Consider the following 20207-nt stretch of genomic DNA (forward strand, 5'->3'; position numbering starts at 1 on the left):
TCGTTACCGGCGCGAAGCGTGCGCTTCACTGATGGGGCCGCGCGCGGGCGGCGATTCAGGTGCTCGCCTTTGTCAGCGCAAAAAGTTCGGCGCGTAATGCCTTCGCACGATCGCGCTTCATATGCTGCTCGAACTCGGTCTGCGCGTCCTGCCACAGCACGCGCGCGCGCTCGTAGCGCCGCCGGCCGCCAGTCGAAAGGCGATAGACGAGCATGCGCGTATCCTGCTGCGACGCCGACGCGACCACGAGCGCATCGCGCTGCAACGGCTTGAGCGCGCGCACGAGCGTCGTGCGGTCCATGACGAGGTCGTCGGATAGTTCGGCGGCGGTCGTGTCGGGATGCCTCGCGAGGCGCGAAAGGATCGTGAACTGCGCAGCCGTAACACCCGCCTGCGAAAGATGACGCTCGTAGAGTTGCGTGACGAAACGCGCGGCCTGCCGCAGCGCAAAACAGTTGCATTCGTCGCGAGTTACCTGCTTCGTCATGACCTTCACCTCTTCAGTCCCGCGCCACACGGCGCACGGTCATCATACTTTCCCCGGCACGAGCGCGATACCCGGACACCGCCGCCGCAAAACGTCACGGACCAACGTTCGACACTATTTCACGCGCACGTCGAGCGTCGTTTCGGTGCGAGGTAAATCGACGGCCTGCGCGATCACCTCGCCGCCCTGGCTCCAGCCGCCGCCGAGCGAACGGTACAGTGCAACCGCCGCGAGCGCGCGATCCCGTTGCGCCTCGTTGAACAAGTCGGCATCGGCGAGATAGCTCTGCTGCGCCGTGAGCACGTCGAGGAAGTCCGCCGCGCCGCCCTTGTAAAGCTGATTTGCGAGCTTGAGCGCCTGCGACGACGCCGCCACAGCGTCGTTCAACTGCTGTGCCTGATCCGCCGTGCTCACGAGGTCCGTGCGGCTGTCCTCCACTTCGCGCAGCGCCTGCAGCATCGTCTGCCGAAGGTTCAGTTGCGACTCGCGCATGCGGCTCTCGCTCTGGTCGATTTCCGCCGTGATGCGGCCCGCGTTGAAGATCGGGCTCGTCGCGCCAATTGCCGCGCTAAAGAGATTGTCGGTCAGCGTCGGCAGGCCGAGATACGACGCAGCCAGCACGCCGTCCGTGAGATTCAGCGAAAACTTCGGATAGCGCTCGGCGCGCGCAACGCCCACTTCGGCCGCACGCTGCTCCACGCTCGCGTAGGCCGCCTGCACATCCGGTCGACGCAGCAGCGCTTCCGAGGGCAGCAGTTGCGGCGCACCCACGGGCGCAGCCGGAATAGGCGCGGGCGCCGCCAGTGCAAGCTGCGCGACGGATTCCGGCGTGCGGCCCGTGTAGATCGCGATCAGGTTCAATTGATGTTCGACGCTCGCCCGCGCGCGTGGAATGCGCGCCTGCAGTTCGCTCAACTGCGACTGTGCGCGCGTCACGTCGAGCTGTGTCGACAGGCCGTATTTCAGCCGGTCCTGCGTGAGCGTGAGCGCGCGCTGCCGGATCGAAACGTTGTCCTGGAGAATATTCAGTTCGGCCTGTGCCCAGCGCAAATCGACGTAGGCCGATGCCGTATCGGCCGCCAGCGCGAGCCGTAGCGCGTCAAGCGCGTGCTTCTGGCCAACGAGATTCGCCTGCGCGGCAAGCAGATCGAGCCGCTCGCCGCCGAACACATCCGGCGACCAGCCCAGCGTGAAGCCCGCGCGCGCCTGCTTCACGTAGCCGAGCGGCGGCGGCGTGTTCTGCCGCGCATACGCGCCGTGCGCCGTGAAATCGAGTTGCGGCAGCAGCGCCGCGTGCTTTTGCGTCGTGATCGACTGCGCCTGCTTCACGCGTTCGGCCGCGGCCTGAAGATCGAGATTGCCTTGCAGCACGGTAGCGAGCAGCGCGTTCAACGTCGCGTCGCCGAACTGCGCCCACCAGGTTTGCGCATCGACGGCGTCCTGCGGCGCGTCGATGCGCCAGGCGGCGGGCGCGGTTTCGTGAACCGTTGCCGGTAAATCGGCGTGCTGGGCGGGCTGCACGGCGCACGCCGCGAGCACGGCGGTCACGACTGACGCAACGAACGTGCGCGCAACGCGCAGCGGCGTGAAATGCGAAGAGGCTTGCATGATGGACCTCGGTGGCTCAGTGAGCATCGGTGGGCGGGCCGCCTGGCGTGATCGGCCGCGAAAACAGCACGCTCGCCAGTGCCACGACGAAGCACAGCGACAGCACGAAGAAGGTGTCTGAGAACGTGAGCACAAGCGCTTCGCGCATGACGAGCGCGTGCAATCGCAGGAGTCCGGCCGTGCCCGCGTCGAGCACATTGCCCGCGACGGACGACCAGTACGACGCCTGCCCCGCGAGCAGCGATTCCACCTGCGGCTGGCCGTGCGTCACGCTCTCGTTCAGGCGCAGATAGTGGAAATTGAGGCGGTCATTGAGCATCGTTGCGCTCACAGCGATACCGATGGCGCCGCCGAGGTTGCGCATCAGGTTGAACAGTCCGCTCGCCGACTTGAGCCGCGCGGGCGGCAGCGAGCCGAGCGCCATCGTCACGATGGGCGGAATCGCAAATTGCTGGCCGATGCCGCGCAACGCCTGCGGCAGCAGCAACTGCTCGCAGCCCCAGTCGTGCGTAAGCGGCACGTAGAAATAGCAGCCGAGTCCGAACAGCAGCAGACCGAACACCATGAGCGTGCGCATGCTGAAAAAGCGCGTGGCGACCGCATACACGCCGAGTGCGAGCAACTGGAAGATACCGACCGAGAGCAGCGCGAAGCCGATCTGCAGCGAACTGAAACCGCGCACTTCGGCGAGAAAGAGCGGCGTGAGAAACACGGCCACGAAGATGCCGATGCCGGTCACGAACGACAGCAGACTGCCGATGCCGAAATTGCGCACGGCGAGCGCGCGCAAGTCGACGATGGGGTCTTTGGCCGTGAGCCCATGCACGATGAACAGGAACCCGCAGATCGCCGCGATCCATGCGCACGCAATGATCGTGTCGTCGCCGAACCAGTTCTTGCGCGGACCTTCTTCGAGCATGTATTCGAGGCAGCCGAGAAAGCCGCACAACAGCAGAATGCCAACATAATCGCCGCGCTTGAGCAGCGAGAGATCGGGTTCGTCGACGTGCACGTAGCGCGGCACCAGCATTGCCACGGCGACGCCCGGCACGAGGTTCAGATAGAAGAGCCAGTGCCACGACCACTGGCCGGTTATCCAGCCGCCGATCACGGGGCCGATGGTCGGCGCAAGCGAGGCGAGCGCGCTGATCGTCGTGGACGCAACGAGTCGCTGCTTGCCCGGAAACAGCATGAATGCGGTCGTAAACACAGTCGGAATCATCGCCGCGCCCAGCGCGCCTTGCAGGCCGCGAAAGAGAATCATCGAGTCGATATCCCATGCGAGCCCGCACAGCATGCTCGTAATGGTGAAACCCACCGCCGAGCCGACAAACAGCCAGCGCGTGGAAAACACCCGCGAGAGCCAGCCCGACATCGGAATCACCATGATTTCGGCGATCAGATACGCGGTCTGCACCCACGAGAGCTCGTCCTGGCTCGCGGAAAGCCCGCCGCCGATGTCGCGCAGCGAGGACGCGACGATCTGGATATCGAGTGTCGCCATGAAGAAGCCGATGCACATCAGCGCGAAGGCGAATGCGCGCTGCCCGAGCGGCTGAAGATGCGGTGCGAGCGGTGCCGCATGCGAGGTCGCTGTCTGCGTCGTGGTAATGTCTGCGGCCCGTGTCATTGCGCCAACGCACTCTGGGCAGCGTGGCCCAGATGCACCTTCACCGTCGCCGAGAGACCGGGACGCAGCACGCGTTCCGTGCCCTTCGGCACATCGAGGCGGATACGCACGGGAACGCGTTGCACGATCTTCGTGAAGTTGCCCGTGGCGTTCTCCGGCGGCAGCACGCTGAAGGTCGCACCGGTCGCGGGCGCGAGGCTTTCAACGTGGCCGTGCAGCGTGCCGCTGGCCGCGTCGAGTTCGACGTCGGCGCGGTCGCCCACCTGCATCTTTTTCAACTGGTCTTCCTTGAAGTTCGCGTCCACCCACAGATCGGCGGCGGGCACGACGGTCAGGAGCGGCGCGCCGACGTTCGCGAGCATGCCCGTGCGCGCCGTGCGATTGCCGATATAGCCATCGACGGGGGCGTAAATCGTCGTGTAACCGACGTTCAGCGCCGCCAGCCGCTGGGCCGCGACGGCGGTCGCGACGCGCGCCTTCGCGTCGGTGATCTGCGCGGCCAGCACATCGAGTTGGCGCTGCGCGGCCTGCACAGCCGCCCCGCTGCTCGCCACCGAGGCCTGCGCCTTCGCGTAATCGGCATTAGCCCGCTCGACCAGCTGATTCGACACGGCGTCGTCCTTCACGAGTTCGCGATAGCGCGTCTCATCCTGCGCACTGCGCGTAAGCTCCGCATTCGATGCGCGCACTTGCGCCTGCTGCTGGTTGATGACAGCTTCCTGCAGCGTGCGGCGCGCCTCCAGTTCGGCGACGGCCGCGTGGGCGCTGTCCACTTCTGCGTTCGCCTGCGCGAGCTTCGCGTCGTAGTCGCGCGAATCGAGGCGGATCAGCACCTGGCCCGCGTGCACGCGCTCGTTGTCCTGTACGAGGATTTCATTCACGAAGCCGCTCACGCGCGGCGCCATCACCGTGACGTTGCCGCCGACGTAGGCGTCGTCGGTCGTCTGCACGAAACGCAGCACGAACAACCAGTAGCCAAGCGCTGCCGCGAGCACCAGCGCAACCGCGCCGAGCGCCAGCGCCATCCAGGGCACCCGGCCCGGCTGGACGCGCACGGCGACCGGTTGGTCTGCAACGGAAGTGGAAGGACTCGACATGACGCTCACATGTGTATATGCACTACTGGAGACAAAAAAACGCCGCTAGACGACCGGACGCGATGGCTGCACATTGCCGCGCGATGAAACTGCATGGCTCCGATGGCGGTCGCGCGGGCGTTCGGCGAAGCAGTCACCGTGTTCGGGAAGCCGTGGAAATGCGCTAGTGTGCATACGCACAGATTAGCGGGCACGGCGCGCCGCCACAATCGCCAGGCGCGGCATCACAGTGTGAACGCGCCGGCAATAATGGCCCTCAAGCCTTCAATTGTCTTTCAACTCGACTGGCGCGGATTCAGCGTGCCCGACATCGTCGAAGAACGCGGTGACGTGGTCGATGAACGCGCGCACCTTCGCAGGCAGCAGCGTGCGCGTCGTGTAGGCGAGGCGAATTTCGATCTGCGCGTCGACGATGGGAAAGTCGTCGAGCACCGTCACGAGCCGGCCGGATTCAAGCTCGGCGCTGACGAGCCCGAGCGGCAGCACGCCGATGCCGAACCCCTCCAGCACCATCTCGCGGTTGAACGCCGGGTTGTTCGACGCGACTTCGTGCTTGAGCTGCACGACCACATCCTCGTTGCCCGCGCGAAACGTGATCGCCGGTTTGCGCAGCGAGGGCGGCATCGTCACGAATATGTGCTGCTCAAGATCGGACGGATGCGTGGGGACTTTGCGCGTGGCCAGATAGCCGGGCGTCGTCACGAGCGCGAGCGGAATGCGTTCGAGCAGGCGCGTCACGGTCGTATCGTTGTTAAGCATGAACGGCAGCACGAGGCCGAGATCGAAGCCGTCCGCGACGAGATCGACGGGACGTTCGGTCAGCGTCACGTCGAGACTCACCTTCGGATGCGCGCGCTTGAAGCTGGAGACGAGCGGCACGAGCCGGCTCACCATGGCCGTGGTGTGCGCAACGAGCCGCAGCACGCCTTCCGCCTCGCGCGTCTGCTCGGAGGCGACCGCCTCCAGCGCATCGAGGTCGTCCAGCACGCGGCAGCAGCCGTCGTAGAAGCGCTCAGCGGCTTCGGTAAGCGAGATGGCCCGGGTCGTGCGGTGAAAGAGGCGGCTGCCGAGGCGTTTTTCGAGCCGCGCAATCGTACGCGACACGACCGGCGTCGTGACCCCGTGCATGTCGGCGGCACGCGTAAAGCTGCGCGCCTCGACGACGGAGCGGAAAATACGCAGGCTGTCGATATAGTCCATGGCGTGATGGCAAGTGGAAATCCGGCCAAAAGAGCCGGAATCGGGCGCCCGCATGTCTCGTCCACATGCGAACAAGCCCTAGCTTAGCCCCACCCGGGCCCACTTGTCCTGGGGCGAACACGCCAGGGAAAGCCCTCGTCGACCGCCGCCGGGAACCACGCCCTCATTCTCCTACCCTTGCCTGCACAACCGTCTCATCGGCACGGCCACCCACGCGCCTGTACTGCGCGGGCGGCCGCCCGAAACAGCCCGCAAATCAGCCCGCGAGCTTGCGGAACGTCTCCAGCACGGCGTCGCCCTTGAACGGCTTCACGATCCAGCCGCGCACGCCTGCCGCCTTGCCGCGCTCCTTCATCGCCGGGCTGCTCTCCGTCGTGAGCATCACCACGTTGACCGCCGTGTTCGCGAGCTCGCTGCGGATTTTCTCGACCATCGTGAGGCCATCCATGTTCGGCATGTTCACGTCGCTCACCACGAGCTTCACGCCCGGATTTGCGCGCACCTTCGCGAGGCCGTCCTTGCCGTCCACCGCGGTGTCCACGTCGAGTCCGTTCTTGCGCAGAAAACCTGCCACTTCGTCGCGCACCGTGCTCGAATCGTCCACCACCAGAATTTTCGCCATTTTGTTTTCCTCTGCGTCGTGCCCGACGCTTCCTTCATCAAAACAATTCCAGCTCGCCTGCGTCCTGTGCGCACGGATCGGCGCTGGCCATCTCTGCCCTTTGAAGCGTCTCGTCGAACGCCTCGGGCGACCACCCGAGGCTGAACACGAAACGCTGGTCGATCGTCACTTCCTGCCCTGTGCTACGCCCGGCGAGCCGGTACTTGATGCACAGCTGCGGGTTATCCGAACCGAACGACAGGTAGCGCCGCCGGTGATTGATGAGCAGCGGCACCTGCACCTGCGTCCCCACGGCGGCGAGCGCCTGCACGTCGCCCAGATAGCGATTGCGAAACGCGCCCCAGATCAGGTTCGTCAATTCGCCGAGCACGCTGTTCATCTCGCGAAAATCCGTCACCGCTTCGCGGCCCGCGCGCGGCGGCAGCAAGCCGAGGAGCGGCGCCTCCTCCGCCTGCATCAGCAAATAGCCGCGGCACCACGCCGTCTCCAGCGGAATCAGGCTGAACACCTCGCCGAAGATGATGCGGTCGCGCACGATGCTCGGCGCGTCCCAGCTCACGTCGACATCGCCGAACACATGGTGCAGGCGCTCCACCGTCATCTCCGTGATGCCGCGCACGAGCGCATCCGGGTAGTCCTGCGTGAATACGCATGCATCGAGCGCCGCGCGCAGCGACGCGGGATCGCTGTGTGCCCACGCGGCGCGCGATGCGCGCTGCAACGCGTCGGGCAAGCCGTCGAGCGTCGGCTGCGACGCCCGGCGCACGATGATCGGCAGCTCGGGACGCGCGGCGTCGAGGCTCGCGGCTATGGCCGCGCTCGCTTCGAGCGACCCGCCGAAGTCTTCACTGAGCAGCACGCCGCCCAGATCGCTGTGGGCGCGCAGCGCACCAGCCAGCGCGTCGCGGCGCACCCGCACGCCCACGAGATTGTGGTCTTCGCAAAAGCGGCCCAGCGCATCCGCGCAATCCGTATCGCTTTCCAGCAGCAACACCTTGCTGACCGGTTTGTTCGAGTCCATGCGTGTTCTTCCCGCGTCCTGCAACTGCGCGTTGCGTATTGCGCCTTGCCCGTTGCCGTGTGATTGCCTGAATGACGTTTCGTTGCTGCTTCGTTGCTATTTCGTAATGGCCGCATTCGCTCGCGGCTTTAAAACATTTCGAGTTCGCCCGAACTTTCGCAGGCCGCTTCCTGGTCCGCCGCGACGAAATCGAGCGGCGTCTTCGAACAGACGCACAGCGTCGCGCCCAGCCGCACGCTCGCGTCGAGCGTCAGCGCGTGCGACGAGAGATAGTTGGGCTTCAGCTCCTGCAGATACGGCAGACACCCGCCGCTCAGCACATAGGGCGTCGACATGCCGAGATCCGGAAAATGCTCCACCAATTGCTGGTTCATTGCCCCGCAGCAGAGATTGCCGAACTCCATGAACGTTTCCGCCAGCGCGCGCTGCGCGTCGCCCACGTAGTACCGGCGCGTTGCTTCGTCGTCGTTGAAGTGCAGCAGCAACAGCAAACGAAACTGCATCGACGAGATCGTCAGTGCGACCACCTGCTCGCCCCGCACGGCCTCGCCCGCGTGAGGCACGATCTCGCAGGCGTGCTGCGCGTCGGCCACGAGGCGCGTGCGCGCCGCCGCGAAAAAAATGCGGTCGATGCTGTCCTTTGCGCGCTCGCCGATCATGCCAGCGCCTCGGCATGCGCTTGCGCAAGTTGCGTGCGCAACTGGGTCGACAGCGATTCGACGCTCGCGAGCGACGCCGCGATCATCTTGCCGCCCGCCTGAATGTCCTGGAATGTCGCGGCCGTGACGAGATCGTTGCGGTGCAGGCTGTCGCGATAGCTCTTGGAGAGTTCCTGCGAGCGCGTCGCCAGCGTGCGCACCTCGCCCGCGACGATCGAGAAGCCGCGGCCCGCCGCGCCCGCGCGCGCAGCTTCGATGGATGCGTTGAGCGACACGATCAGCACGTGGCTCACGATCGACGACAGCTCCTGGTTCTTCTGATGCATGTCGTGGTTCTGCGCCATCAGCGAGATCATCTGCTCGTGCCAGCGCTCGAATGTCGCCGACATGTGCCGCAGACGCGCGGCTTCGTCAGCAATGCCCGCCGCGCGCTGCTGCGCAGCCTCGCACCGCGCGCGCTCGGCGTAAAGTGCTGCGTCGAGCGCGTCTGCCGCCGACTTGCGCTGCGCCAGTTCGGCGCGCAGCGCGTCGTTCTGCGCCGCAAGCGTGTCGATTTCGTGCGCACATGCTCCGAGCCGCTCGTTCGCTTGCGCCTCGGCCTTGGCGAGCGCGGCCGCGTGCGCGGCGTCCTGCGCCTCGCCCTCGCGCCGCCAGCGTGCGCGCGCGCGCCAGTGCACGCCGAGGACGGCGAGCGCCATGAGCACGGCGAGCGCCGCGCCTCCCATCAGAATCGGCAGAACCACTGCAACCCCCGAAATGCGCTAGTCCGCCAGCGCCTGCGCGCGCACTGCCCGATCCGCTCCGGCAGCGGCCACCGCCCACTCCTGCGGCACATACACGATCGTCTCGAAGTGCCGATAGTCCGCGCCGTCGTTGCTATCCGTGAAGCGCAACTCGATGCGCCCGCCCGCACGTTCGAGGAAAGCGCGCACCGCATCCATGCCCACGCCGCGCCCCGACACGGAAGTCACGCTGTGGGCAGTCGAAAAGCCCACGCGGAAGATGAAGCCTGCAATCGTCTCGTCGGTCGCGGCTTCGCCATCGGCCAGCCAGCCGCGCTCCACCGCGATGCCGCGAATGCGCGCGAGCGCAAGACCGCGGCCATCGTCGGCGAGGGTCATCTGCAGCGCGCCGCCCGTCACGTCGACTTCGATGGCGATGTGACCTGCGTCGGTCTTGCCTTGCTCGCGGCGCTGCGCCGGTATTTCAATGCCGTGGTCGAGCGAGTTGCGCAGCAGATGCGTGAACACGTCCTTCACGGTCGAGGTAATTTCGCTGCGCAGGCGCAAGCCGTTGTCGTCGACACGCACGACCGGTGCAGCCTTGCCGAGTTCCGCTGCCAGCGACGGCAGCGAGCCGAGCACGCCCGCGAGCGCATCGGCCATTGTCTCGGTGCCGATGCTGCCGAGCATGCCGCGCAGCGTCTCGCGCATTGCGCGCAGCGAAACGAGATCGTCTTCGTTGGCGGCGTCGAGCGTGCGCAGCGCCGTTTCGATCTGCCCGCGCGCCACGCTCACGTTACCGTCGCCCCCCGTGATGCGCGTGCCGCGGCCAAGGCTCACTTCATTGATCGTCGCGTAGTGTTCGAGCGATGCCTTCACGCGTTCGAGGTCGTCGATGAGCGCCTGCTGGTCCCACTCATGATCGGTGTCTTCGCGGCGCAGCGCGTCGTAGCGCTGTTCGACCTCGTGCACGACGCCGGTGAGATGCTGCAGGCTGTACGTGCGCGCATTGCCCTTCACCGTGTGCATGTTGCGGAACAGCGCCGCAATGGCGGCCATGTCGGCGCAGTCGTGCTGGCGAATGATGCGCTCGTTTTCGTGGATGAAGCCCTTCGAGCTTTGCACGAACTGATGGAACTTCTCTTCGCTCACCGCGAGAATTTCGCCGATCATCTGCAGGCGGCGCTTCTGTTCGCCCGCTTCGGCGGCGAGTTCGCGCAGTTCGGTCACGTCGCGCACGCACAGCATCAGGCGCACGACCACGTCGTTCTCGTCCGTGATCGCCGACCAGCTCAGGTCGAGTACTTTCTCGCGGCCATCGGGCATGCTGCGCGTAATTTCGTTCACGAGCAGATGCTGGTTGAACCCGAAGTTCACGCTGTCCTCGCCGAGGCACGCATCGACGGCGGCACTGACTTGCGCGATCGTGTCGGCATCGAGACTCGTGTGCGTGAACACGAGATCCATGAGCCCGCGCCCGGCGATCTCGTCGGTTTCGAAAATCGCTTCCAGATACGCCGAGTACTCGTTGTGAATGGTTGCGCCTTCCACAACGGTGAGAATGCCCTGCTGCATGTTCTGCAGCATCGCCTGAATGTCGGCGGTCTTGCGCTTGAGCTGCGCGGAACTCTGCTGGATCTTTTCGATCATGCCGTTAAACGCGACGATCGAATGACCGATTTCATCCATGCGGCCCACCGGCACGCGCCGCGTGAAGTCCTGATTCGACGCGATCTCGCTCATCATCTCCTGCATGCGCGAGAGCGGGCGCGTGATCTGGCGATACAGCAGGAGGCCAATCACCGTGAGGAGCAGCACGGCGCCGCCCGTCACGCCGGCAATGGCGCTCGTCGTCGTATCGAGCGTGCTGTTCAGCGCGCGGATGGCGTCGTCTTTCTGGCGGTTCTTCTCGACGCGCATCGTCGTGACGATGCCCTCCAGTTCGTCGCGGTATTCCGCGACGTTCGCGAAGAGATACGCCTGCGCGAGTTCGTTCTTGCCCGCGGCCTTCATCTTTGCGGTGTCGTCGATCGCGCCGAAATAATTCGTCAGGCTCTCTTGCCCCTGCGCGACGAGGCCGTCCTGGGCGTGGCTCGCCGCGGCCTTGCGTTGCACATCGAGTGCGGTGCGCAGCGCGGCTTCCTTCGTTTTAAGCTCGTCTTGCGCCTGCGTAACCATGTTCGCGTCCGGCGCATAGACAAGCGTCATCGTCGCGAGCTGGACGTCTTTCACGAGTGAAACGAGATCGGAGGAAGCCAGTGCGCTCGGCACGACGCCTTGCGTAACCTGGCGGACATCGGCGGCGCTGCGACGTGTCTGATAGACCGCGAAGCCGCCGATAGCGGACAACGCAACGAACATCAGCACGATAAGCAGGGTGATACGGTGACGTATGGTCATGGTCGAAATCCCCGGGCGTTGCCGTATCGGTCACGCTATGGTTGCGCAACTCATGACACGGCGGCCAAACATTCGAGCGTGGATTATCGCGGCGAGCATGTGACATGCATGTGACGTTCATAATGATGCACGTTCGATTGCTGAGATCGCGCAAGGTTCGTCGATTGTTGTGCAACAGCGGGGTGCAAAAAGCGGTATGCGCAGGCGCACGGGCATTGCGATAACATGATCGGCAAACCTTTGTTCGAGAGACGCCCCGTGTCCGCAACGCCGATTCCCGCCGACGCCCTGCCGCAGTTCTGGCGCGACCCTGCGCTGCCGTTCATCGAAGCGCGCGCAATCGCCGATGGCCGCAAGGTGCGCTACGGCCGGCACGCGCACCGCACCTTTTCGATCGGCGCGGTAACGGGCGGGCACAGCACCTATCTGAACGCGAACACGATGGAGCGCATCGGCGCAGGTGCGGTAGTGGTCGTCAATCCGGAAGTTGTACACGCATGCAATCCGGCCGAGCACGCGCCGTGGGCCTACCGCATGTTCTATGTCGACGTGAGCTGGCTCACGCAGCTTCAGCAGGATCTCGGCTTCGGCGCGAATCAGGGCTTTCGCGAGTTCGCGCAAACCTTGAGCGCGCGGCCCGATCTCTTCGCCGGTCTGAACCGGCTCTACGATCTGCTCACCGATGTGCACGAAGATGCGCTGCACAAGGAAAGCGCGATTACGGCGTACTTTTCGGCGCTACAGCAGACGCTTAATCCCGCGCCCGTCGCGCAGCGCGAGCCGAACCACCGGCTCGCGCGCGCCGCCGAGTTCATCGAAGACAACTACACGCGCACGCTCAAGCTCGAAGAGATCTGCGCGGCGGCGGATCTTTCTCCCTCGTATCTGATCCGCGCGTTCAGGCAGCAGTACGGCATGACGCCGCACGCGTATGTCGTGAACCGGCGCATCGAATTCAGCCGCGCGCAACTGCGGCGCGGCCATGCGATTGCCGACGTCGCGATCGAAGCCGGTTTCGCCGATCAGGCGCATTTGCAGCGCGCATTCCGGCAATTCGTCGCCGCGACGCCGGGGCAATATCGCGGCAACGCGTGAGTGCGGCCCACGTCGTTACGTCATCAGCAGATAGAGCGCCGAAGCGGCGAGCAGCGCAGCCATGCAGCGGTTGACGAACCGCACCCGCGCACGCTCGCGTAACGCATGGCGCAGCGATGCGCCCGCCCACGCCCAGCAGGCAATGGACAAATAGCAGACGACAAAATAAATGGCCGCGAATTGCCACACGAGCACCGGCTCGCCCGCCACCGCATACACGCCCATCCCCGCCACCGAAGCGAGCCATGCCTTCGGATTGAGCCACTGCATCGTCGCACCGATCATGAGCGATGGTCCGCGTGCGCTGTTTGCGTCGTCGATATGGCCGTCGTCGGCGGCGAGCCGCCAGGCGACATAGAGCAGAAAGGCCACGCCCGCCCAGCGAATCGCACGCGTGAGCACGGGCCATTGCACAAGCAGTTCGCGCAGCCCGAGGCCAATCAGCAGGAGCAGCAATGCGAACCCGACCGTCGCGCCGGTCACGTGGCGCAGGCTTGCGCGCAGGCCGTAGCGCGCGCCCGCGCTCAGCGCGACGATGTTGACGGGCCCAGGGGTGATCGACGTGGCCAGCGCGAATGCGGCCATGGAAAGCGCAATGCTCACGGTTATCCTCGTTACGCCCGGCGGCGATGAAACACCGGCGCAGCATAGGGGGACCGCCGAGGCATGTATTGAAGAAAATTGCCCCGCGCGGGAATCGGGGGCCATCAGGTACGCGTTGCAGTTCCGTCGTCAGCCGCTGATATACGCTTCATGGTCCTGATTAAATCGAGGCTAAAACGGGGAAATTGATTCATGCATTTCCACCATCCGGGCATCGCTCGCACGCCGCTCGCGTCGCCTCGGTTCAAGTTACCCACAGAAAACGTGGAGAAGCCTGTGAGTATCTTTCGGGGAAACACGCCAAGTCCTTGAACGCAAAAGAACTCCGCACGTCGCCAGCAAATCGGGCCGCGTATGGAAACATCCGCTCAACAGGCGCCGGGTTGTCCACAGAAAACGTGGAGAAGCCTGTGAATATCCTCAGGAGATATACGCCATCGCCTTGAACCAGAAGGAAATTTGCCTTCGCTTCGCATGCAGGGCACGATCGTCAAAAGACACGGCTCGACTACGCGCTTCAAGAATCGCCACCACAACCGCGCCTTTTACCGGGGTGAGCGCAAGCGGTGCGGCGCTTCACCGTGAACGGCGCAACCCTGTGCATGCGACGGAGGCGCAACCAGGCAAACCCGAGCCAACCCCGGCCAAACCCGCGCCGCACCAATCGCCAGACCGGATCCGATTGGTCTGAAAGATCGGCGTTAGTCCCATCTCGACGCCGCGACCCGCCCCGTTCACGATCTCACTCGTCAGCACCTCCTGCGTGGATCTGCTGACCCGAGTAACAACGGCGTTTAAGCAGCTCACCCGGCTATGCCGGGTGAGCTTTTTTCTTTTGCGGACGGTAACGCATTTGGGCGTCCTGGCCGCTTCACACCGCGATCGGATTGCGTCAGGCTAATGACAGTTTGAATCGACAGCTTGGTTGGACAACTACATTCGACAGCTTGATTCGCCGCGTGCACCATCGCAGCGCACGCAAAAAAGGCGCGAAAATCTGGCGAGTCGCGTTAAACTGATTCGCCGGGGATGGGCGCCAGTGTTGCAATGTGCGCCCGCGCGCACTCGCACCGACACACCGCGCGACCGACCCCGTACAATAGCTCGAACAACCAACGCATAAGGACAATATCAATGCGCACGACTGGGTCTTCCGGAACCATGACCCTGCTCACCGAGCATGACGTCGAGAGCGGGCGCGACCTGCGCTCGCTGCGGCTCGAATCGACGGCCGACGGCAAGAGTCTGCTGCTGATCGAGGTCGACGAGCGCAAGCCGGGCATCCACCGCGAAGTGCGTTATGAAATCACGCCCGCGGAGTTGATTGCGGCTATCCGCGCGCAAGGCGTTGAGCTGCCAGGGGAATCGCACAGCCGGTAATACACCCGGTTGTACGACCCGGCACCGTAATCGCGCGGTGCCGGGTTGCGCATGCGCGCCAGTTCGATTGCCTTCTCTTGCCATTGCGCACGCAACGACCGGCGCGCGACAAGCTCGTCCGCATCGAACGCGTACGTTCCGGCCAATCGTGCGCGAACAATACGATCAGAACAACCAGGTAATTGCACCATTCAGAGCACGATTCAGCACGCCATTCAGACCCAATTGTGAGTGCGCTGCGAACGTGCGCCGCCGCTGATCAGTCCCGTGTTCAGGCGCCTGCGAATTCGCGGAAAGTCTGCGAGAATCATTGCCTGATTGCGCCGCAACGCAATAAAACCATCTTCTCCGGTACATAAAATCGGCGCGATGTATTTCCGGAAAACTCACGCCTGGGTCGATATTCGCCCCACTTGAACGCCCGGGAATTGCATCCATAATCGTTAGGTTGATCTGCTGTTTGTACTACTCACCGCGACGGAAGTAAGCAGATGCTACATGATCTCGTCGAGCAATACGGGCCTGCTCTTGTGTTCGTGAACGTGCTCGCCGCCTCGCTGGGCCTGCCGGTGCCCGCGATGCCGGCGCTCGTGCTGTTCGGCGCGATGGCCGCCATGCATCCCGGCTCGATCGGCACGCAGGTCGCACCCGTGCTCGTGCTCGCGGTGTTCGCAACGCTGATCGGCGACAGCGCCTGGTTCCTCGCCGGGCGGCTCTATGGCGGCAATACGCTCAAGACGCTGTGCAAGCTGTCGCTCTCGCGCGACACCTGCGTAAAGAAGACCGAACGCTTCTTCGGGCGTTGGGGCGTGCGCGTGCTTGCCGTCGCGAAGTTCATCCCGGGTCTTTCGATCGTCTCCGTGCCGATGGCCGGCGCGATGGGCACGACGTACCGCCAGTTCCTGAGCTTCGACGGCATCGGCGCAACGCTGTGGTCCGGCACGGGTCTGTTGATCGGCGTGATGTTCGCACCGCAAATCGACATGCTGTTCGCAGGCGCAAACCGCCTCGGGCGCCTCTCTGCGGTCGTCGTCGCCACATTGCTGGTGCTCTACGCGCTCTATCGCTGGCAGCGCCGCCGCCAGCTGATCAAGAAGCTCGCCAAGGCGCGCATTACCGTCGACGACCTGCATCGCGCGATGAACAACACGCCGCCGCCCGTCGTGTTCGATATCCGCTCGGACGAAAAGCGCAAGCTCGATCCGTTCATCATCCCGGGTGCGCTGTTTGCCGACGAGCGGCAGCTCAGCGACATTCTCGAGAAATACCCGCACGATCAGAAGCTCGTGATCTATTGCTCGTGCCCCAATGAAATTTCCGCAGCCTGGATGGCGAAGCAGCTCGCCGAGGCCGGCTTCATCGACGTGCTGCCGCTGCTCGGCGGCCTCGACGCGTGGCGCGACTCGGGCCGCCAGACGGAATCGCTGTCGGTTAAGCCCAGCACCGAGGTGCCGCCCCACATCACACCGAAAGCCGTCTGATCCGGGCGACGCGCGCGACCAGTGGTGCCAGGTCGCGCCGCCGCACCATGACACGCGTCCCGCGCGACCCGCAGGACATGCGCATCCGTGAGCCCGGCCTCACCCGGGCGCACCGTTCGAGGAGAACCGCCAGATGGGCACCCTCATCGAAGCCGAGGTTCATCACGCCGACTCGCAGTCGCAACCGGCCGATGCGCCGTTTTCGACGCTCGCCACGCGGCGCCACCAGATGTTCCCCGAACTGACCGGCGAAGAAATCGACCGCCTGCGCCGCTTTGGCGAGGTGCGTCGCTGGGCGCCGGGCGAGTTGCTGTTCCACACGGGCGAAACCGGCCCAGGCATGTTCGTGCTGCTTTGCGGCGCCGTGAAGGTGTATCAGCGCGACGGGCTCGGACGCGAGATGCATGTCGTCGAGCAGCATCAGGGTTCGTTTCTCGCCGAGGTCGGCCAGCTCTCGGGCGGGCGGGCGCTCGTCGACGGCATGGCGCTCGAACCCGTCGAGGCGCTGCTGATTCCGCCGGAGCGCCTGCGCGCGGCGATCATCGCCGAAGCCGAACTCGGCGAGCGGATCGTGCGCGCGCTGATCCTGCGCCGCGTCGCGCTCATCGAAAAGGGCGCGGGCGGTCCAATACTCGTCGGCAAGCACAACGACCCGTCGATGCTCGCGCTGCAGGGCTTCCTCTCGCGCAACGGTCACCCGTACAAGCTGCTCGATGAAAGCGACGAGAGCACGCTGCGCGTCATCGAACAGTACGCGGCGCGTAGCGACGACCTGCCGCTCGTGATTTGCCCCGACGGCTCGGTGCTGCGCCATCCCTCGCCGCCCGAACTCGCGACGTGCCTCGGCTTGTTGCCCGAACTCGACGGCAACCGCGTCTACGACGTGGCAATCGTCGGCGCCGGTCCCGCGGGGCTCGCAACGGCTGTCTATGCGGCATCCGAAGGGCTCTCGGTCATCGTGCTCGATGCGCGTGCGCCTGGCGGCCAGGCAGGCGCGAGTTCACGCATCGAAAACTATCTCGGCTTTCCCACCGGCATTTCGGGCCAGGCGCTGGCCGGGCGCGCGTTCGTGCAGGCGCAGAAATTCGGCGCGCACATGGCGATTCCCGTGAAAGTTCGCACGCTGCACTGCGACGAACAACCGAAGCGGCTCGAAACGTGCAGCGGCGACGTGCGCGCGCATACTGTGGTGATTGCGAGCGGCGCGGTGTACCGGCGGCCCGGCATCGAAGGACTCGATCGCTTCGAAGGGCACGGCGTCTATTACTGGGCATCGCCGGTCGAGGCAAAGCTCTGCAAGCACGAGAATGTCGTGCTCGTGGGCGGCGGCAATTCGGCGGGCCAGGCCATCGTCTATCTCTCCACGCACGCGCATCACATCGACGTGCTGATTCGCAAGCCCGGTTTCGAATCGACGATGTCGCGCTACCTCATCGACCGCATCGCGTCGCTGCCGAACGTGGACGTGCATCCGGGCAGCGAGATCGGCGCGCTCTACGAGGACGATGGCGGGCTCGCTTCGATTGGCCTGAAATCGCCGTGCGCGGACGGCATCGATCATTTCGACGCGCGCCATCTGTTCCTGTTCACCGGCGCGGACCCCAACACCGAATGGCTGCATGCCTGCGGCGTGACGCTCGATGCGCACGGCTTTGTCGTGACCGGCGACGGCGATGCGTCGTGCAGTCTGGCGACTTCGGTGGAAGGCGTGTACGCGATTGGAGATGCGCGCGCAGGATCGACGAAGCGCGTCGCGGCGGCGGTGGGCGAGGGGGCGGCGGTTGTCGCGCAGATCCATCAACTGCTTGCCGCTCTGCCCGTGCGCACGACGGCGTAGCTTAATTTCGACAACGCCATTGAAGGCCGTTTGCGCGGCGCAAATCGAGCAAGCTTTTATTTTGGATCGCGAATTTTAACTCCGCGACGATCGATCGGGAGATTGACTGCGAAGGTGTATTGGACGGGCGAAGCGGGGGAGGCGGAACTGGTGCACTGCGAGATGCATTTCGGGTTCACTGCGGGTTCACTGCGGGTTCACTGTTGGCTGAACGCGGCACGGCTCGCGATGAGCGATGAAAACGCGGGCGGCGGCGCACTGCGCGCCGCCCGCGCCGCGCTTAACGTTCCAGCTTGACGCGCAGTTCGCGCGCGGCTTCCAGCAGGCCCTGGTAGCCCGAGCGCGCATGCTCGGGCAAATCCGGATCGCCCACGAGCGCGCCGAGCGTTTCGATCAGGCTATAGACGAGCCCCCTGGCCGCGCCCGCCGCGATCTTGCCGGACTTCACGCCCTCGTCGACGTGGGTGAACGCCGCGCTCAGATGTTCCAGATCGGGTTGTGCCGGTTCGCCGCCTGGCGTTTGAGCGTCTTGCTTATGCATGTCGTCGCTCGTCATGATGAACGGTTTCTCCTGAATGACACGAAATCGAATGAATCTCGTGTGTCTGTTATATACCGATCGCACGTCGCCGTCCACGGGCCACGCATTCGGCTCCCGAATCTCCTCACCTTTGTGAGCATCCGCGAAACCGCGATGCGCATGAGCGCTTGTCGCGCGCTTGCTCACGCGCAACGAATCACCCTGAAAAACAAGGCTCAAGCACACATTTCGACACACGGCTTACACCTTCTCAAGCCCAAACCGGCGTCTTGCGCAGCCCTCCACCTTCGCCTCCCGCAAACGCTCACCTTTGACTAGTTGACGCCTTCGCAACCGGTGCATCGCTTGCGTTCCGTGCGCGGCCATAAACGAAGCCGATCGCGCTTTAGTCCTTGTTTCAAGGCACTTTTTTGCGCATGCCGTGCGTAGCCGAACGCCTGCTGCGCACGCAGCGGTGCAATTTTCACGCGCGGCCCGCTCACTCCCGAAAAGACTCACCTTTACCGGCACGGGCCGTTTTGATGCGTCCTGGCGTGCCTTGACGTGCCTTGGCGCGCCTTGACGTAAGTGCGCGGCATCTCCAGACTGTTCAGGCCATGCTCCCGAACACGCATTCGCCAGCCCGATACGCCATGAGTTCAATCACGCCTTTCGTCCCCGACCGTTTCCGCAATGCCGCCCCGCACTATCTGATTGGCCGCCCCGCGTACTCGCCCGCGCTGATTCGACGTGTCGCACAAATCGTCGGGCTCGACGGCACGCAGCGCCTGCTCGACCTCGGCTGCGGCCCCGGCCAGCTTTCGCTCGCGTTCGCCAGCTGGGTCGCGAAGGCCATCGCGATGGATCCGGAACCGGCAATGCTCGGCGTCGCGTCGCAACTTGGCGCGGGCATCGCGCCGAACATCGAATACCGGCAAGGCAGTTCGTACGATCTCGACGCGAGTGCCGGCCCGATCGATCTCGCCGTGATCGGCCGCGCTTTCCACTGGATGGATCGCGCCGATACGCTCGCGCGTCTCGACACCCTGCTCACGCAACGCGGCGCACTCGCGCTCTTCAACACCGTGCATCTCGACGATCCGCTGCGCCCATGGGCCGCGCAGTATCGCGGGCTGCTCGACCAGTACGCGAACCTCGATCCCACGCGCAAGCTGCGTCAATCGACCGACTGGGAAAGCCATCTCGACGTGCTGGCGCGCTCGGCGTTTCCGGTGCTCGAACGCGTTTCGATCGTCGAATACCGGCGCGTGAGTGCCGAGCAGCTGAAAGCGCGGCCGCTTTCCATGTCGAGCCTTTCGCGCGAGCGTCTGGGCGAGAAGCTCGACACGCTGCTCGAGGGAATCGACGCGCTCGTCGCCGGGCACGCCGCCGACGGCTGGCTCGTCGAGCGCATCGAATCGACGGCGATCATCGCCACGCGCGCACTCGCCTGAATACGGCTGCGCGTTGCGGTATCGTACGCACGTGCCATCAACGGAAAACACCATGAGCTATGCCACGAATGCGCCCGCGCGCAACGAAATCGACGCGTTGACGGGCCCTGCCGTGCTCGAATTCGGCACCGACTGGTGCAGTCATTGCCAGGGCGCGCAACCGCTGATCGGCGCCGCGTTCGCACGGCACCCCGAAGTGCGGCATTTCAAAGTCGAAGATGGCCCCGGCCGCGCGCTCGGCCGGTCGTTTCGCGTCAAGCTGTGGCCCACACTGATCTTCCTGCGCGACGGCGTGGAAGTGGCGCGCGTGGTGCGGCCAACGCGGCAGCCCGAAGTCGACGAAGCATTCGCCGCACTCGGCTGACACGCGCCGTGCACGGCTCCCGAAAAT

The 20207-nt window shown here is 64.7% G+C and carries 18 protein-coding genes; 6 read left to right on the forward strand and 12 right to left on the reverse strand.

The window, feature by feature from the left end; genetic code table 11:
• Positions 1–55: 55 nt before the first annotated feature.
• From ACFPTO_RS20850 to ACFPTO_RS20895, 10 genes are all read right to left on the reverse strand, one after another.
• A complete protein-coding gene (locus ACFPTO_RS20850) occupies positions 56–487 on the reverse strand; it encodes a MarR family winged helix-turn-helix transcriptional regulator (RefSeq protein WP_377714343.1) in 432 nt (143 codons plus the stop codon).
• A gap of 114 nt (positions 488–601) precedes the next feature.
• Positions 602–2095 (reverse strand): efflux transporter outer membrane subunit, encoded by a 1494-nt coding sequence (locus ACFPTO_RS20855; RefSeq protein WP_377714345.1) that lies wholly within the window; start codon positions 2093–2095, stop codon positions 602–604.
• 16 nt (positions 2096–2111) lie between these two features.
• A complete protein-coding gene (locus tag ACFPTO_RS20860) occupies positions 2112–3617 on the reverse strand; it encodes a DHA2 family efflux MFS transporter permease subunit (RefSeq protein ID WP_377714389.1) in 1506 nt (501 codons plus the stop codon).
• A gap of 104 nt (positions 3618–3721) precedes the next feature.
• Positions 3722–4822, reverse strand: coding sequence for an HlyD family secretion protein (locus ACFPTO_RS20865; protein WP_377714347.1), 1101 nt, complete (start codon positions 4820–4822; stop codon positions 3722–3724).
• A gap of 264 nt (positions 4823–5086) precedes the next feature.
• A complete protein-coding gene (locus ACFPTO_RS20870; RefSeq protein ID WP_377714349.1) occupies positions 5087–6022 on the reverse strand; it encodes a LysR family transcriptional regulator in 936 nt (311 codons plus the stop codon).
• A gap of 256 nt (positions 6023–6278) precedes the next feature.
• Complete coding sequence (locus tag ACFPTO_RS20875; protein ID WP_293034638.1) at positions 6279–6644, reverse strand: response regulator; 366 nt, start codon at positions 6642–6644, stop codon at positions 6279–6281.
• Between the two features lie 37 nt (positions 6645–6681).
• Positions 6682–7665, reverse strand: a complete 984-nt coding sequence (locus tag ACFPTO_RS20880) for a chemotaxis protein CheX (protein ID WP_377714351.1) — start codon at positions 7663–7665, stop codon at positions 6682–6684.
• A gap of 128 nt (positions 7666–7793) precedes the next feature.
• Positions 7794–8324, reverse strand: coding sequence for a hypothetical protein (locus ACFPTO_RS20885; RefSeq protein ID WP_377714353.1), 531 nt, complete (start codon positions 8322–8324; stop codon positions 7794–7796).
• Positions 8321–9049, reverse strand: a complete 729-nt coding sequence (locus ACFPTO_RS20890; RefSeq protein WP_377714391.1) for a methyl-accepting chemotaxis protein — start codon at positions 9047–9049, stop codon at positions 8321–8323. Before ACFPTO_RS20890 ends, ACFPTO_RS20885 begins: the two co-directional genes overlap by 4 nt.
• Before the next feature lie 36 nt (positions 9050–9085).
• Complete coding sequence (locus ACFPTO_RS20895; RefSeq protein ID WP_377714355.1) at positions 9086–11446, reverse strand: ATP-binding protein; 2361 nt, start codon at positions 11444–11446, stop codon at positions 9086–9088.
• Positions 11447–11704: 258 nt separating this feature from the next.
• On the opposite strand from ACFPTO_RS20895, the gene ACFPTO_RS20900 reads away from it, so the two are divergent.
• Positions 11705–12541 carry a helix-turn-helix transcriptional regulator gene (locus ACFPTO_RS20900; RefSeq protein WP_377714357.1) on the forward strand — a complete coding sequence of 279 codons (837 nt, stop codon included), beginning with the start codon at positions 11705–11707 and terminating at the stop codon, positions 12539–12541.
• Between the two features lie 15 nt (positions 12542–12556).
• Here the strand turns inward: ACFPTO_RS20900 and ACFPTO_RS20905 are convergent, their stop codons facing one another.
• The gene (locus tag ACFPTO_RS20905) at positions 12557–13144 is read right to left on the reverse strand and encodes a LysE family translocator (RefSeq protein ID WP_377714359.1); all 588 of its coding nucleotides are present in this window, start codon (positions 13142–13144) and stop codon (positions 12557–12559) included.
• 1134 nt (positions 13145–14278) lie between these two features.
• Between ACFPTO_RS20905 and ACFPTO_RS20910 the strand changes: the two genes are divergently transcribed.
• From ACFPTO_RS20910 to ACFPTO_RS20920, 3 genes are all read left to right on the forward strand, one after another.
• Positions 14279–14524 carry a hypothetical protein gene (locus tag ACFPTO_RS20910; RefSeq protein ID WP_377714361.1) on the forward strand — a complete coding sequence of 82 codons (246 nt, stop codon included), beginning with the start codon at positions 14279–14281 and terminating at the stop codon, positions 14522–14524.
• A gap of 491 nt (positions 14525–15015) precedes the next feature.
• Positions 15016–16005, forward strand: a complete 990-nt coding sequence (locus ACFPTO_RS20915) for a DedA family protein/thiosulfate sulfurtransferase GlpE (protein ID WP_377714363.1) — start codon at positions 15016–15018, stop codon at positions 16003–16005.
• A gap of 133 nt (positions 16006–16138) precedes the next feature.
• Entirely contained in the window at positions 16139–17842 is a 1704-nt protein-coding gene (locus ACFPTO_RS20920; RefSeq protein WP_377714365.1) for an FAD-dependent oxidoreductase, read from the forward strand.
• Positions 17843–18122: 280 nt separating this feature from the next.
• Here the strand turns inward: ACFPTO_RS20920 and ACFPTO_RS20925 are convergent, their stop codons facing one another.
• Positions 18123–18383, reverse strand: a complete 261-nt coding sequence (locus tag ACFPTO_RS20925) for a hypothetical protein (RefSeq protein WP_377714367.1) — start codon at positions 18381–18383, stop codon at positions 18123–18125.
• A gap of 632 nt (positions 18384–19015) precedes the next feature.
• On the opposite strand from ACFPTO_RS20925, the gene ACFPTO_RS20930 reads away from it, so the two are divergent.
• Together ACFPTO_RS20930 and ACFPTO_RS20935 are read left to right on the forward strand one after the other, a co-directional pair.
• A complete protein-coding gene (locus ACFPTO_RS20930) occupies positions 19016–19816 on the forward strand; it encodes a class I SAM-dependent methyltransferase (protein ID WP_377714369.1) in 801 nt (266 codons plus the stop codon).
• A gap of 52 nt (positions 19817–19868) precedes the next feature.
• On the forward strand, positions 19869–20180 hold the full coding sequence (locus ACFPTO_RS20935) for a thioredoxin family protein (protein ID WP_377714371.1): 312 nt from the start codon (positions 19869–19871) through the stop codon (positions 20178–20180).
• Positions 20181–20207: the final 27 nt, after the last annotated feature.

The organism is Paraburkholderia denitrificans, assembly GCF_042655705.1.
Classification (GTDB): Bacteria; Pseudomonadota; Gammaproteobacteria; order Burkholderiales; family Burkholderiaceae; genus Paraburkholderia; species Paraburkholderia denitrificans.

Coding starts and splice junctions, on each gene's coding strand:
- ACFPTO_RS20910 (WP_377714361.1), top strand. CDS start 14,279: ATGCGCACGACTGGGTCTTCCGGAACCATGACCCTGCTCACCGAGCAT.
- ACFPTO_RS20920 (WP_377714365.1), top strand. CDS start 16,139: ATGGGCACCCTCATCGAAGCCGAGGTTCATCACGCCGACTCGCAGTCG.
- ACFPTO_RS20890 (WP_377714391.1), bottom strand. CDS start 9,049: ATGGGAGGCGCGGCGCTCGCCGTGCTCATGGCGCTCGCCGTCCTCGGC.
- ACFPTO_RS20875 (WP_293034638.1), bottom strand. CDS start 6,644: ATGGCGAAAATTCTGGTGGTGGACGATTCGAGCACGGTGCGCGACGAA.
- ACFPTO_RS20860 (WP_377714389.1), bottom strand. CDS start 3,617: ATGTGCATCGGCTTCTTCATGGCGACACTCGATATCCAGATCGTCGCG.
- ACFPTO_RS20925 (WP_377714367.1), bottom strand. CDS start 18,383: ATGCATAAGCAAGACGCTCAAACGCCAGGCGGCGAACCGGCACAACCC.
- ACFPTO_RS20870 (WP_377714349.1), bottom strand. CDS start 6,022: ATGGACTATATCGACAGCCTGCGTATTTTCCGCTCCGTCGTCGAGGCG.
- ACFPTO_RS20935 (WP_377714371.1), top strand. CDS start 19,869: ATGAGCTATGCCACGAATGCGCCCGCGCGCAACGAAATCGACGCGTTG.
- ACFPTO_RS20885 (WP_377714353.1), bottom strand. CDS start 8,324: ATGATCGGCGAGCGCGCAAAGGACAGCATCGACCGCATTTTTTTCGCG.
- ACFPTO_RS20915 (WP_377714363.1), top strand. CDS start 15,016: ATGCTACATGATCTCGTCGAGCAATACGGGCCTGCTCTTGTGTTCGTG.
- ACFPTO_RS20880 (WP_377714351.1), bottom strand. CDS start 7,665: ATGGACTCGAACAAACCGGTCAGCAAGGTGTTGCTGCTGGAAAGCGAT.
- ACFPTO_RS20850 (WP_377714343.1), bottom strand. CDS start 487: ATGACGAAGCAGGTAACTCGCGACGAATGCAACTGTTTTGCGCTGCGG.
- ACFPTO_RS20865 (WP_377714347.1), bottom strand. CDS start 4,822: ATGTCGAGTCCTTCCACTTCCGTTGCAGACCAACCGGTCGCCGTGCGC.
- ACFPTO_RS20895 (WP_377714355.1), bottom strand. CDS start 11,446: ATGACCATACGTCACCGTATCACCCTGCTTATCGTGCTGATGTTCGTT.
- ACFPTO_RS20930 (WP_377714369.1), top strand. CDS start 19,016: ATGAGTTCAATCACGCCTTTCGTCCCCGACCGTTTCCGCAATGCCGCC.
- ACFPTO_RS20855 (WP_377714345.1), bottom strand. CDS start 2,095: ATGCAAGCCTCTTCGCATTTCACGCCGCTGCGCGTTGCGCGCACGTTC.